This is a genomic window from Priestia sp. ABM2_011 (assembly GCF_056158845.1).
Map to the genome: position 1 here is coordinate 1771815 of NZ_JBSWUB010000001.1, position 13802 is coordinate 1785616.

Genomic DNA, 13802 nt, shown 5'->3' on the forward strand with positions numbered 1-13802 from the left:
CTCAAAGTAACAAAGCTCCCTTATCATGTGACAATAAAGTGGAATGGTAAAGAGGATAAATTTGATTTAACATCAAAGTAGAACGATAAAACGTTGTATGTATATGAAACTAAAAATCTGGCCACGTTAATAACATATTTTTCCTATTTTAATCAAGTTAAAAATCCTTTACCTACATCAGGGAAGGATTTTTTTAAAAAATTTTGCATTTATTGGTTGTTAATCTGAATAAAGGGGAATTACATCTAGTAAGAGCATACAAAGGGGATAAATAGTAGTGACAAATTATAGGTACTATACGGGATTCCTGTTCGTCAGGGAATTAGAACGTTTAAAAGAAGAATATATTCAACTTGATCTCGATGATATGAAAAGAATGGTTGAAGAAGATATTTTACTGTTGGAAAAAGCGGTTAATATGCTGTCTACGAATACCATTTCTTAAGTTAAGCAACTTACTCAAGAAGCAATAAAGCATTATTTAATGACTACTGTTCATTCAATTTTTAAAAAAAGCTACCTCTTTTGACTGGGAAGAGGTGGTCTTTTTCAATTTCTAGACTGGATAGGGCATATGAAACAAAAAAAGCGTTTGAAAGAAGTTTTATAACATTTCCTAGTTTCTAACAAATGTTGCCCAAACAAAAAAAGGACATTTCTTCTATGCCCTGTTCCCTCATATCAGCCCCGCCTACGCTAAATACTATGACAGCCACTCATGCCATCCAACCTATACTTAGTATAAACGAAAACGTTTACAAAGTAAAGATATTAATGAAATATTCTGTCTATTTTTATATTAAACGTATCTATTTCGAATAATATCAAATATAATAGATGAAATTTTTAATGTCTAGAGATTAGCTCACTCATTAATCTGTTTAAAGCAATGTGTAATATATCATGTTCTGTATACTCTTGTTCAAAGGCTAGACTTCTTTTTTCTTTTTTCCTCAACAGCTTTCTAATTTCCTCACATAAGTAAAGTTGAGAATCCAAAAGCTTTATTTCTTTTCTATCTTTTGTTTGTTTAGACATGAAATCAACTCCTTTATGATTCTTTAAGGAACTATTCTACCTTAAAAAGTAAAAATCCTTCTTCTATTACATCGGATTAACGTAATGGGTTTTATTAGAAGAACCAACCTCAGATTAGAGAAAATTGATTTAATAGCTCAAACCGATGAATTAACCCTAATTAAAGACAAAGATTAACTATACGTAAAATGTAAGAGAGGTTTTTTTTATTGATTCCAGAATTATATACAAAAGTGTTCTATTTAAACAGATTAATGGCTTAATTCAATTATGCACCTACTTATTTTAATTTGGCTGTTGTATATCGTAAGTAGAAATACACATTTACCTTTGTCAGCGATATTTATGGAATCAAGTATGGAATGAATTGTAATTTGTGATTGCATTTCTTTAGAAGGAGAAGATAAATCAATGAGTACAAAAAGAATACATCTTACGCCATTTGAAACTACTCACATTCAATACTTACATAAATGGTTAAATGATGAACGGGCAATACGAATGATAGGCAGAACACCTTTAACTTATGAAGAGGTGGTACAAGAAGTAGAAAACAAAAGAATGAACAACGATTTAATTTTAGGAATTGAAAGCGATGAAAAAGAATTAGTCGGATGGGTATTTCTGAAGGATATAGACTATGCACATGGAAGAGCTAGTATAGGAATTCTCCTATCTTCAGAATCTAGAGGTCACGGATATGGTCGAATGGCTATGGAGCAAATGATTGATCTAGGGTTTAAACAGCTTCGTCTAAATAAAATCTATTTAACCACAAGGGGAATAAACGAACAGGCCATTGCACTATATGAAAAGATTGGTTTTGTTACCGAAGGAAAATTAAGAAACCATGCCTATGTGGATGGGAAATACGTAGATACATATTTTATGGGTATATTAGCTTCAGAGTGGAATAAGTAAGCTTACCGGCCATGATGAAATTTTAAAAACTAGTACTTCTTAAGATATGTATTTGATTTTAGACAACGGGAGGGGTATAAATGAAATCTTATAACTATTTTTGTTCTACTCAAATTGAGGTAGGAATGGGGAAAGCTAGAGAATTACCAGAAATGCTGACATCTTTAAATATTAGTTCATCAATTTTAGTCGTGAGTGACCCTGGTGTAGTTCGTGCAGGATTAGTTTCACCAATTGTAACTTCCCTGGAGAATTCTGGTTACCGGGTGCTGGTATTTGATTCAATTGAACAAAACCCTCGAGATACGAACTGCTTGGAAGGTGCTAAGTTATTTCATGACTTTAGTGCGGATGCAGTTGTTGCCATTGGTGGTGGAAGTGCGATGGATACTGGAAAAGCTATTGCACTGTGCGGTCCAAACGGCGGGGAACCATCTGACTATGCAGACGGCCGACTCCTGTATTCAAACATTGCACCAGTTATTTGTATTCCAACTACTTCAGGTACGGGATCAGAAGTTACTCGTTCTGCTGTTATTACGGAAGCATCTACACACCGAAAGATGACACTCAAACATAGTTTGTTAAGACCTGCCTTGGCGATTCTTGATCCTGAACTAACATTCAGTCTTCCGCCTTCTGTTACTGCCGCTACTGGCATTGATGCACTCGTTCATGCGATTGAAGGTTATACGTGTAAAGTAACAAATTCTATTTCACAAGCGCTCGGAGCTCAAGCAATGAGAACCATTGTTTCGGCATTGCCTATCGTTTTCCGCGATGGTAAAAATGAAGCGGCTCGTCAAGATATGCTGGAAGGAAGTCTCTTAGCAGGCCTTTGTTTTGGATCTGCAGATGTTGCCTCAGTACACTGCTTAGCAGAAGCGCTTGGAGGACTTTATGATACCCCGCATGGAGTTGCCAACGCAGTGTTTTTACCATATGTATTAAGGTTCAATTCTATGGAGAATAAGCAATTACATGCTACATTAGCAAGGTATATGAGCTTTGCCAAGGATTCAGATTCAGATGAAATAGCTGTTGAAAAATTAATTCAAGGAATTATAGAATTAACAGAATCATTAAACATTCCTAAATTGAAAGATTTAGAGGGTGTAAAGAAAGAAGACTTTCCGAGCATTGTAAGGTTGGCCATGCAAAATAACTCAACATCAAGTAACGTCCGTTTAATTACCGAGGGCGATTATATGCAAATTCTTGAACAAGCTTACTTTGACCGTGTAGATAAAAAACGGCATTCTGAAGTAGAGAGCTTGAAGTAAAGAATGAAAATTAAAAACTAGCCCTAATTGTCAGACAGTGTCTAACGATTTGGGGCTAGTTTTTAAGTAGTATCTATTTTTAATAAGAAGATACATAATACCAGTTCTTATGTACTTTTTCTATCTGTTTAAAATCTCCGTCAAAATCGCTTTTTGAAGGTTTATGATCATTTGGGTCATAAACAAATCCTGAGAAATTGTCTAGCATCCCGCGGTACGTAAAGAAAAGAATTGATGTCGACTTTCCTTTTGTCTCTACTTCAATGTCGCCTCCGCCTTTAGACAATTGAGTATACTCTTTTGGCAATTGAATAAGTGATGGACTATCGGGTACGTTAGGTTTAATCATGCCATTTTCTATTTTAGCCGCAGCTTCTTCTCTCTTCTCTTGATGGATTTTAAAGTTCAAATCCAAGTTGACTTGAGTAAAGGGAAAGAAGAACCATAATATAATAGTAATGAGCTGAATAACAAGCGGCTGCCACTTTCTATTTTTAAAAAGATGAATCAATGCCCATACAGTTATGATGATAAAGAAGGCATATACAAATAACCAAACAGGCAACATTAAAAATTCCGTTATCATATCAACCAGATCCCACTGGAACAACGATACTGAAATAATTAACAAACTACTCATTAACGATAAAAGCAACAAACGACTACGTTTCACACATTTTCCTCTTCCTGAAATCATTCTTTTTTAGTGTTCATTATATATCAAAATCCTTATAAAGACGTATGTATTATAATGTAATTTGTCGATAGAAACAAAAGCAGATCTTTAATTAAAGATCTGCTTCTTTTCTTTGGCAAAAACTAAATATGTTCCCACTATAAGCATAATGCCCAAGCCAATAAAACCTAACCAATATACCCAAGGGTAACTATACGAAACTGTCACTGCTCCCGTATTGTTATTCACTGTTGTAGTTGTATAAGGAGTATAAATCATATTAATAGTTAAGTACGTTAATAAAGCTTGAGCAATAAGAAATATTCCTATTGCACGTTTCATTACCTTGCCTCCAGACTCATCGATATTTCTATGTACAGTTTAACATAGGACTAGTGAATATTTTTACTATAACAATTCTTTACGAAATAAAAATCAGAGAGACTCCAACAACAGAAATGCTCATCGTTGCTACAGGTTCTTTCATTAAATTTTCTGCTTATTAAAAACCTTATTTATAAGTAGCAAAACATGATAAAAAGTATTAGATGCAAAAATACCCAGGGCAAAAAAATAAAATAACAATTGATAATCTAACTGAATTCCTTCAAACAGAAAGTAAAATGCTAAACCAGGAACTATTCCTGCTAACGAGTACATTAAGAGTTTAGACAAGTACATTTTTCTTGTCTGCCTGTTATGTGCTAGCATATCAATTAGATAGGAACAAATAATTCCAACAACTATATAAACGGGTAAAGTATACATAAATGTAAATACGAATGTATCTGTAAAGCTGAAGTAATAAATATTAGGTTCTTTTTCACTTTCAGGTGTTAAGCTGATTATCCCGTAGACAGCACCAAAAATAGCAGTAGATAAAAGGGAAGTAACAACTAATTTTATAAAACGACTCAAGACAGTGCTCCTTTAATTTTATACTTAGTTCAGCTTTTTATCTTTTCTAGTCTTCTTGTTTGCTTAAAATGAATTTTAGTAGAGGTAAATCACTAATGCTAAATAAATCTGTGGGCTAGCTTGACCCACCCCAAGTAAGAGATTCCTAAAATAAAAGCCCAAAGAAATGCTACACGAATATTTCTAGGTATAGAAATCCACAGCTTTAACATGTTCCAAAGTAAATGATCTTTATTCGATTTTTTCATTGTTCGTAGATCCTTCCTCAGTTAAGTAGTTCTAAACCATTCTTGCTTACTTAATAGACTAAGTTTCTTTTTAGCAGCAATTGTTTTCTTGGAAGGCAAAAACGGTAGTGTTCCTCCAAATAAATCTTCTATCAACAAAATCACCTATTATACAGTTAAAGGTAATTATATCATTAGTTCCCATAAGTAGAGTTCTTTTTTAATTAACTATCATATGAATTCCTTAAAATGTAGTATGTACAGCAACGACATAATAAAATTCTTGTTTTTTCACACAATGTTTACGTATATACCTTACTAGAAGGGGATTCTTTCTATCTAAAATTGTATGACAACCTTTCAATTAATATGCTATAATTATTTATAGACCTAATCTTTCTTAAACTTTTGCAATGCTTAAAATTCGAAAAAGCCATCTCACTTTTTAATATCAAAAGAATGAGGTGGCTTTTTATTTTATTTTATGATGTAGTTTATTCCTCTTCAGGAATCTTAATTAAAATAGTGATAGCAACTGTTGTCAGAAATATAACCCCTAAAATGATCAATAGATTTGTACTCATATGTCCCATCTGCCCTTCTGCTATAATCCCTATAATTTCATTGTAACAAAGGAAATGAGTTAATAGAATAAAAAAATGAAAGCGTTTTATTTTTTGTTTTTATCCATGAACTCTTTTGAAAAGATATATACTTTAGTTCCATATATTATTAATAGAAGAAACTCATCAAAAAGAAGCCCTTGCTAAAATTAGCAAGGGCTTTCAAAATTATGAGAATCACAGTTAATAAATATTTTTCCTTATTCTAAGCAGTAAGCTTTGAATCATTATTATCTTTAGATGCTTGATTGTTGTTTCTTAAAAGAAATGCACCAAATAGAGTAAAGACAGTCACGATAACCCCCATGATTAAGTATGTGTGACGAAAGCCAATGGAATCGTATAGGTTTCCTACAATAGGGGAGAGTATAACCGCTCCTAGTTGCATTGCGAATTGGTATCCAACTAAATATAAGATGGAAGAGAATTTCGTATCAAAATGTGTAGCCAGATATTTAAATACAGAAACGATGATAATGGCAAACTCTGGTGCGTTAAGAAGCTTGATAAAGGAAATGCTGTATGGATCGGATACTAGCCCTGAACCTACTACGCGTAAAATCATAATGATTCCCGCTAAAATTAAACCGCCTTTAGGACCTACTTTGCGCACAATGAATGGAGCAACTAATAACATCCCGGATTCTAAAAAGACTTGACCTGCATTCAAGTAACCAAAGATTTGATTTCCTAATTGTTCTGTTGGGAACAGGGAGGCATAATATACAGGAAATTGCTGGTCAAAAACATTATAAATGCAGCCAGTCCCGAGCATAAAAATCATAAAAATCCAGAAGTCTTTTCGTTTAAATAAGCTACCTAAATCTTGAATAGAAAGGGACTTTGCTTTCTTTTCTTCAATAGTGGATACTTCTACTTTTGTAAGGAAAATAACAAGTAATAAGATAACGCCTGATCCCGATGCAATCCAAAAGTTGATATCAGGGTTAATATTAAGCATTCGTCCTCCAATAGCAGCAGCAACGGCAGCTCCTATTGATCCCCAAAGTCTTGCACGACCGAATTCAAACGCATACTTTCTGCCAACTTTTTCGATATATGACTCGATGACTGAGATTCCAGCTAAAAAGGTGATGGCAAGATAAGCTCCGCCTGTCAGAGCTCCTACCCAAAAATTCCAGTTTAAAAGAGGTTGATAGATGAAAATTAGAAACGGTCCAGATAAAATAACTAAAATTGAAATGAAGTATAATAAATTCTTTCGTAACCCCAATTTATCAGAGAGATATCCATAAAGAGGTTGAAAAAGCATAGTAAAGACAGCGTTTACAGAAAAAACAATACCTGTTTGTGCTCCGGAAAGGTTAAGGCTTTGTCCCAACCAGATAGCAAAAAAAGTAAAAATAGAGGCAATAGATAAGAAGAATAAGAAAAAGAAACTGCTTAGTTTCCAATAAAGTTTATTGTTTTCCATATTTAAATCCCCTTTGCTGTTTATGTATCTAAATATTATTTAGAAAGCGTTTTCGATTGATTGTATTATATATGGTACCGATTTCATATGTCAACAAGAAAATAATTAACAAAAATACCTTCCAGAAAAGGTTTGTTTAAGTGTAATGTGTTTTTTTAATATGGTACTGATTTCTTACATATAAAATAAACAATTTGATATGTACTGATTTATTAATCATGAAACATTTTATATAAAAAGGGCTGTTTCAAAGACCTATAGGGATTCTACTGTATTCTTATTGAACAGATGGTATAGAGTTGCAAACGAATTCATTCATTGCATTTTGCCTCTTTTTTAACGTAAAATAAGTATGAAACTGATTTCAGTTAGTGATGGAGTGATAAACACATGCCTACAATATACGACGTAGCCAAATTATCGGGGTTATCAAAAACAACGGTTTCCCGTGTTATAAACAATCATTCGTATGTTTCAGAAGAGAAAAAAAATCGTGTGCTAAAAGCAATGAAAGAGCTTAATTATACGCCAAATCCTTCGGCAAGAAAGTTAAGAGGACAGGTAACGACTACAATTGGTGTTATTGTACCAAGGATTATAAATCCATTTTTCTCTTATTTAGTCGATTCAATTGAACAAGTTGCTTATAAAAAGGGCTATCATGTATTAATCTTTCAAAGTAATGAAGATAAAGAGAAAGAATTAGCATTTTTAAATTTACTGAAAACAAAGCAAGTTGACGGAATTATTATGACGTCCATTGAAAATGACTGGAGTCTCATAGAGCCGTTTACTGAGTATGGTCCTATTTTGTTGTGCAACGAATATGTAAACAACGCAAATGTTCCAATCGTTCGATTAAATCAATATAAGGGTGCGTATATAGGCGTAAAGCATTTACTTGAAAAGGGACACCGGAAAATCGGGTACTGTACAGGTGGATTGTTCGCTGAGGAAGGTAAGGACAAGGACCGTAACCAAGGTTATCAAAAAGCACTTCAAGAGGCAGGAATTCAGCCGGATCCAAAATGGATTTTTGTTAATCAACATAGTATTGAAGACGGAAAACAAGTAGTTAAAAAAATCCTGTCAATGGAGGATCGCCCAACGGCTATATTTACAGGAAGTGATGAAATTGCTGGAGGAATGATGATCGAAGCCAAAGAGTCTGGTCTAAGTATACCTAATGATTTGGCGATTATTGGATTTGATGACCAACCTCTTGCACAAATGTTAGATCCAAAGCTAACAACTATACGACAACCGATTGATCAAATGGGGATTAAAGCAATGGAAATCCTGATCGATATGCTGAATGATTCTGAATCGACAGTAGAAACGTTTGAACTCCCAATCGAGCTAGTTGTTCGAAGCTCAACGTGATAGGAGATAACAGATGAAGGTGAGAGCTAAATCTATTAGTTCTCACCTTTTTTGAAAAATTTTCAGAAAAGTAATTGAAACCGTTCCTATAATATAATACAATAAATTTACCTTAAAGCAGAAGACAGTTCCTCTACATTCAGCTATTTATCGCATACTAGAACAAAGAGTTTGAGGTAAGTATAGAAGCGTGAGGTATAAAGGGTTATATCAGATTTTTTAATAACATAAATTTTTTTAATTACATATGGTATCGATACCATAAAAGCAGAAGAATATATACATCATTTTAATATAAATACATAGGAGCTGATAAGCAATGGTTCAACTAAGCGAAAGAAAGAATCCAGAAAGCGCTATAACGATGAATAAACAGTGGTGGAAAGAAGCAGTTGTATATCAAATTTATCCGAAAAGTTTTTACGATTCGAATGGTGATGGAATTGGCGACTTAAAAGGAGTTATTCAAAAATTAGATTACTTAAAAGAGTTAGGTATCGACGTTATTTGGCTAAGTCCAGTTTATCAATCTCCAATGGATGATAACGGATATGACATCTCTGATTATCAAGCCATTGCAGAAGAATTTGGCTCTATGGAAGATATGGATCTACTGATTGATGAAGCCAAAAAAAGAAATATAAAGATTATTATGGACCTAGTCGTTAACCATACTTCGGATGAACATGAGTGGTTCCTAGAATCAAAAAGTGATGTAAATCATCCGAAAAGAGATTGGTATATTTGGAAAGATGGAAAAGAAGATGGAAGACCTCCTAATAATTGGGAATCTATTTTTGGCGGTTCATGCTGGGAGTATGATGAACAAACAGAACAGTATTATCTTCATGCATTTTCTAAAAAGCAGCCTGATCTTAATTGGGAAAACCCTGATCTTCGAAATGCTGTCTATAACATGGTCACATGGTGGTTAGAAAAAGGAATTAGCGGCTTTCGGGTAGATGCCATTACATTTATAAAAAAACGACAGGACTTTGCTAATTCGGATGGTGAAATGAATGTAATTGAAACAAATCAAGAAGGCATTCATGAATTTTTAAGTGAACTAAGTAAAGAAGCTTTTGCTTCACATGATATCTTAACTGTGGCGGAAGCTCCTGGAGTATCACACAAAGAACTGCCTATTTACGCGGGAGAAGAAGGACATTTTAGTATGCTTTTTGAATTCGATCATGTCGATTTAGACGTAGGAAAAAAAGGAAAATGGTATGAACCGGATAAGTGGAATCTGCTTGATTTCAAAAGAGCCATTTCTGATAGTCAAACGTTCTATAACAATACAGGGTGGGGAGCGCTTTATTTAGAAAACCATGACCAGCCTCGTTCTTTAAATAAATTTATTAAACCAGAAGATATAGGACCTACGTCAGCAAAAATGTTAGCTACGGTCTATTTTTTACTAAAAGGCACACCATTCATCTATCAAGGACAAGAAATCGGAATGACAAATGTAGAGTATCCGTCGATTGAGCATTACAATGACTTAGCTTCAATTGATCAATATCACTCTGCGCTGAAAGAAGGATTTTCAAAAGAAGAAGCATTAGCAGCAATTTGGAGACGCAGCCGTGATAATTCCCGAACACCTATGCAGTGGAATCATTCTCAATATGCAGGGTTTAGCCAAGGCACACCGTGGCTAGAGATAAATGCTAATTACTCTTCTATTAACGTTGAGAATGCTTTAAAGGATGATAATTCTTTATTTTATTTCTATAAAAATTTAATTAAATTAAGAAAAAGCAGTCCATATTCAGAGGTTATCGCTTTTGGTAAATACGAAGATTTGTTTGAAGATAGTCTACAAATCATGGCTTACGCAAGGGAGTTTAATAATAAAAAAATAGCGGTAATCGCTAACTTTGATCATAAAGAAGTAGCTTTAAACTTAGATTTTACTATGAAAGAAGTTATTTTATCGAACTACGATCATTTGGAATTACACCCAAATCAACTAAAATTGCGACCTTACGAATCCATTGTTTGTGAGATTGATTCATCGTTTTAATCTCTTTTTATCACACGTAACTCATTCACGTAGAGAAAGGCAGGGAGAAATCGGTTGAAAACATTAAAAAATCAACATCAAGAAAAAATCTCAAAGGCAATGAAGAGTGTGTTAAACGAGCAGGAGGCTGTTAATCAGAATTATTGGCGATTACAATACCATGTGTCTACACCGGCATATTGGATGAATGACCCGAACGGATTTTGCTTTTACAAAGGTGAGTATCATTTATTCTATCAGCATCATCCATATTCTCCCGAGTGGGGGCCAATGTTTTGGGGGCATATAAAAAGTAGAGATCTCACTCATTGGGAACATCTCCCTATTGTTCTTGCTCCGAGTGAAGAATATGACCAAGATGGATGCTTTTCAGGAAGTGCAGTTGAAAAAGATGGAAAGCTTTATGCCATGTATACAGGGAATGTGTGGACGGGAGCTAACTATGATACGGACTTACGACAAGTTCAGTGTCTTGCTGTAAGCGAAGACGGCGTTCATTTTAATAAAGCAGTTCAAAACCCAGTTATTGATTCAGTGCCTGAAGGGAATATTCACCCTTATCATTTTAGAGATCCAAAAGTATGGAAGAAAGATGACTATTATTATTGTGTTCTTGGATCACGCACGAAGGATCATGAGGGCCAAGTTCTTTTGTATCGTTCAAGAGATCTAATGGATTGGGAGTTTATAAATATAATGGCCAAAAGCCAAGGGAATCTTGGTTTTATGTGGGAATGTCCAGATCTTTTTAGTCTCGACGGACAGGACGTGCTTGTCATGTCGCCTCAAGGAGTAAAACCAGAAGGAGATCTCTATCATAACTTACATCAAGCTGGATATATAAAAGGAAAATTAGACTATAAAACGGGGCTGCTTCAACATGAAGATTTTCAACTTTTAGACTACGGGTTTGACTTTTATGCTCCTCAAACAACAGAAGATGAACATGGCAGACGAATTATGATAGCGTGGATGGCTATGTGGGAAAGCTGCATGCCTGAACAAAAATACAATTGGGCAGGAGCAATGACTATTCCGCGTGAGCTTTCTATTAAACAAGGGAACATAATTAGTAAACCAATTCCAGAGCTTAAGCAGCTTCGTCAACATCACGTGCAGTATAAAAATATTATCGTTAGTGGAGAACAAGAACTTGCAGGTATTTCAGGTGATTGTTACGAACTTGAAGTGAAAATTAACGCAAAAGCCGCTTCAAAATTCGGAGTGAAATTGCGAACAGATAACGAAACTCACCAAGAAACGCTTTTAACCTATGATAGATTAGAAAGTTTGTTTATCTTTAATCGCGATAACTCAGGTGAAGGTGATGGAGGAGTAAGAAAAGCACCTGTTGGATTAAATGATAACCACCTGCATCTTCATCTCTTTGTCGATAAATCGTCCATTGAAGTTTTTATTAATGAAGGCGAGAAAGTGATGACGAGCAGAATCTATCCTGTAGAAAATGCAAAAGGTATTTGTTTCTTTGCTGATCAAGAAATTGAATTGATTACCTTAAGCAAATGGAACTTAAGTAAGGGCGTTTCCCCGCTGATGTTTAAAGGATAATTAGTTTCACTTGAAGAACAGGCTTCCTAGAGAGGTGCTGTTCTTTTTTATAGAGTCAAAACTCCCATTCGTTTTCAGAGTTTATTAAATGTTTATACTCATTAAGAACAGGTAAATCAGTAGTAAAAGACGTTTTCAAGGAGGAATACTATATGCCTTACAATTCATTAAAAGAATTGCCTGATGGAGTAAAAGATAACCTTCCTCATCATGCTCAGGAAATTTATAAAGAAGCATTTAACTCAGCGAGTGACGAATACAAAGAAGAAGCTACGGCGCATAAAGTTGCGTGGAATGCAGTGAAAACAAAGTACGAAAAAAATAGTAATGATAACTGGGTGAAAAAATAGCGAGAAAAGAGCTTAAAAGTAGTTTAGTGGAAGGAGATTCCAACGATAAACTGTTCGGATTTTTTTATTATGAGGGTGAATGTAGGTGCTTGTAGCCGTTAATTGGATAGCAAGGCGAAAGACTCCTGCAGACTCACTTGCCGCCTGCAAAAAGCGAAGCCTTGCATGGAAATTAACAGCGGTGTAACAAGCCATTCATACTCGATCATTTATCCCTTTTATATCATTACTTATTCTTTTTCAGCTACGGTAAAGTATTGAACGCTGCTTTTAACGAGTACCAAGTCATTTGCTAAGTCCAATACTTTACTTTTATCTTCAAATCTATATTGTATGTAGTTCTTTGCACGAATAAGTGATTTAGTTTCAACTATATGACTGATTTCACCATTGATTAAATGAAACGTTACTTCAAACTTTTTCATAAGAAAACACCTCCATAATATCAATTTTTACTATTCCTTCATTTCTAATACCATTTCTTTTGAACGTTTTTACAAAAGATTACACTCTTGAGTTCACTCAATCCATGTCTAACGAATGTTTTAACGCTACCCAATTTTTGATATTGACAGATTGGCAATACTTTGTGAGACTTAATATACATGATGTTCATTAGTTTACATTATGTATAAAATGTATGTTGACGATACAGGATAGTTTAAATAGTCTATTGTATGTCTTAATAAAAGTGATACAAGGAGATCAACTATGACTAAAAAAAAAGTAGATCCTAGGATAAAAAGAACAAATAAATACTTAAGAGACGCTTTAGTCGAACTTCTTAAGGAGAAAGATGTCACGTCCATTACGATTCAAGAAATTACGGAAAAAGCGGAATTAACGCGAGGAACATTTTATTTACATTATCAAGATAAGCAAGACTTTCTTGTTCAGATTATGAATGAAGTTCTAGAAGAGCTAATAGAGCAAGTAAAGCCTAAACAAAATAACGAGGTTTCCTCAGAAGTGGAAGAAAAAGATGAGTCTGTTTCTTTTTTAAAGCTTTTTGAATTCATCTACGAACACGCGGATTATTTTAAAGTCATGCTAAGTGACCGAGGATTGCCTCAATTCAGAAGTCATATGACGGAAATTGTAAAGAAAAGAGTGTACGGAGAGCTAATCTCTTCGATTGGAGAAGAAGAGGATGGACTGGATATCCCTAAAGATATCCTGATTAGCTATATTACATCAGCTCATATAGGTGTCATTTGTTCTTGGTTAGAAAGCGATATGAAATTTAGCCCTGCATTTATGGCTGATAAATTAACCCGTTTAACCCTTCTAGGGCCAATTCGAGTGGCAGGTTTAGAAAATAAAATAAAGCTTCCTTACTGAAGCTTTATT

The 13802-nt window shown here is 34.3% G+C and carries 14 protein-coding genes; 8 read left to right on the plus strand and 6 right to left on the minus strand.

The window, feature by feature from the left end; translation table 11 throughout:
• The first annotated feature begins 277 nt into the window (after positions 1–277).
• Positions 278–445 (plus strand): hypothetical protein, encoded by a 168-nt coding sequence (locus ACXAE4_RS09385; protein WP_475235905.1) that lies wholly within the window; start codon positions 278–280, stop codon positions 443–445.
• 401 nt (positions 446–846) lie between these two features.
• On the opposite strand, the gene ACXAE4_RS09390 is transcribed toward ACXAE4_RS09385, so the two are convergent.
• A complete protein-coding gene (locus ACXAE4_RS09390) occupies positions 847–1038 on the minus strand; it encodes a hypothetical protein (protein WP_028414873.1) in 192 nt (63 codons plus the stop codon).
• A gap of 411 nt (positions 1039–1449) precedes the next feature.
• Here ACXAE4_RS09390 and ACXAE4_RS09395 point away from each other — a divergent pair, with 411 nt between their 5' ends.
• Both ACXAE4_RS09395 and ACXAE4_RS09400 read left to right on the plus strand, forming a co-directional pair.
• Positions 1450–1959 carry a GNAT family N-acetyltransferase gene (locus tag ACXAE4_RS09395; RefSeq protein ID WP_098112467.1) on the plus strand — a complete coding sequence of 170 codons (510 nt, stop codon included), beginning with the start codon at positions 1450–1452 and terminating at the stop codon, positions 1957–1959.
• A gap of 80 nt (positions 1960–2039) precedes the next feature.
• Positions 2040–3242, plus strand: coding sequence for an iron-containing alcohol dehydrogenase (locus ACXAE4_RS09400; RefSeq protein WP_098999675.1), 1203 nt, complete (start codon positions 2040–2042; stop codon positions 3240–3242).
• A gap of 79 nt (positions 3243–3321) precedes the next feature.
• Here ACXAE4_RS09400 and ACXAE4_RS09405 read toward each other — a convergent pair whose 3' ends face one another.
• The 4 genes from ACXAE4_RS09405 to ACXAE4_RS09420 all read right to left on the minus strand — a co-directional run bounded on the left by ACXAE4_RS09405 (position 3322) and on the right by ACXAE4_RS09420 (position 7121).
• Positions 3322–3915, minus strand: coding sequence for a hypothetical protein (locus ACXAE4_RS09405; RefSeq protein WP_028414870.1), 594 nt, complete (start codon positions 3913–3915; stop codon positions 3322–3324).
• A 111-nt stretch (positions 3916–4026) separates the two neighbouring features.
• Entirely contained in the window at positions 4027–4260 is a 234-nt protein-coding gene (locus ACXAE4_RS09410) for a hypothetical protein (RefSeq protein ID WP_028414869.1), read from the minus strand.
• Positions 4261–4404: 144 nt separating this feature from the next.
• Positions 4405–4836: a hypothetical protein gene (locus tag ACXAE4_RS09415; RefSeq protein ID WP_028414868.1), complete on the minus strand. Its 432-nt coding sequence runs from the start codon at positions 4834–4836 to the stop codon at positions 4405–4407.
• Between the two features lie 1055 nt (positions 4837–5891).
• Positions 5892–7121 (minus strand): MFS transporter, encoded by a 1230-nt coding sequence (locus tag ACXAE4_RS09420; RefSeq protein WP_289578226.1) that lies wholly within the window; start codon positions 7119–7121, stop codon positions 5892–5894.
• Between the two features lie 390 nt (positions 7122–7511).
• Between ACXAE4_RS09420 and ACXAE4_RS09425 the strand changes: the two genes are divergently transcribed.
• From ACXAE4_RS09425 to ACXAE4_RS09440, 4 genes are all read left to right on the plus strand, one after another.
• Positions 7512–8504: a LacI family DNA-binding transcriptional regulator gene (locus ACXAE4_RS09425; RefSeq protein ID WP_028414867.1), complete on the plus strand. Its 993-nt coding sequence runs from the start codon at positions 7512–7514 to the stop codon at positions 8502–8504.
• 319 nt (positions 8505–8823) lie between these two features.
• Entirely contained in the window at positions 8824–10533 is a 1710-nt protein-coding gene (locus ACXAE4_RS09430) for a glycoside hydrolase family 13 protein (RefSeq protein ID WP_289578224.1), read from the plus strand.
• Between the two features lie 54 nt (positions 10534–10587).
• Positions 10588–12102 (plus strand): glycoside hydrolase family 32 protein, encoded by a 1515-nt coding sequence (locus ACXAE4_RS09435; protein WP_289578223.1) that lies wholly within the window; start codon positions 10588–10590, stop codon positions 12100–12102.
• 152 nt (positions 12103–12254) lie between these two features.
• Positions 12255–12452: a ChaB family protein gene (locus tag ACXAE4_RS09440; protein WP_289578222.1), complete on the plus strand. Its 198-nt coding sequence runs from the start codon at positions 12255–12257 to the stop codon at positions 12450–12452.
• 230 nt (positions 12453–12682) lie between these two features.
• Here ACXAE4_RS09440 and ACXAE4_RS09445 read toward each other — a convergent pair whose 3' ends face one another.
• The gene (locus ACXAE4_RS09445) at positions 12683–12877 is read right to left on the minus strand and encodes a hypothetical protein (RefSeq protein WP_028414863.1); all 195 of its coding nucleotides are present in this window, start codon (positions 12875–12877) and stop codon (positions 12683–12685) included.
• A gap of 286 nt (positions 12878–13163) precedes the next feature.
• On the opposite strand from ACXAE4_RS09445, the gene ACXAE4_RS09450 reads away from it, so the two are divergent.
• A complete protein-coding gene (locus ACXAE4_RS09450; protein WP_028414862.1) occupies positions 13164–13793 on the plus strand; it encodes a TetR/AcrR family transcriptional regulator in 630 nt (209 codons plus the stop codon).
• Positions 13794–13802 lie beyond the last annotated feature (9 nt).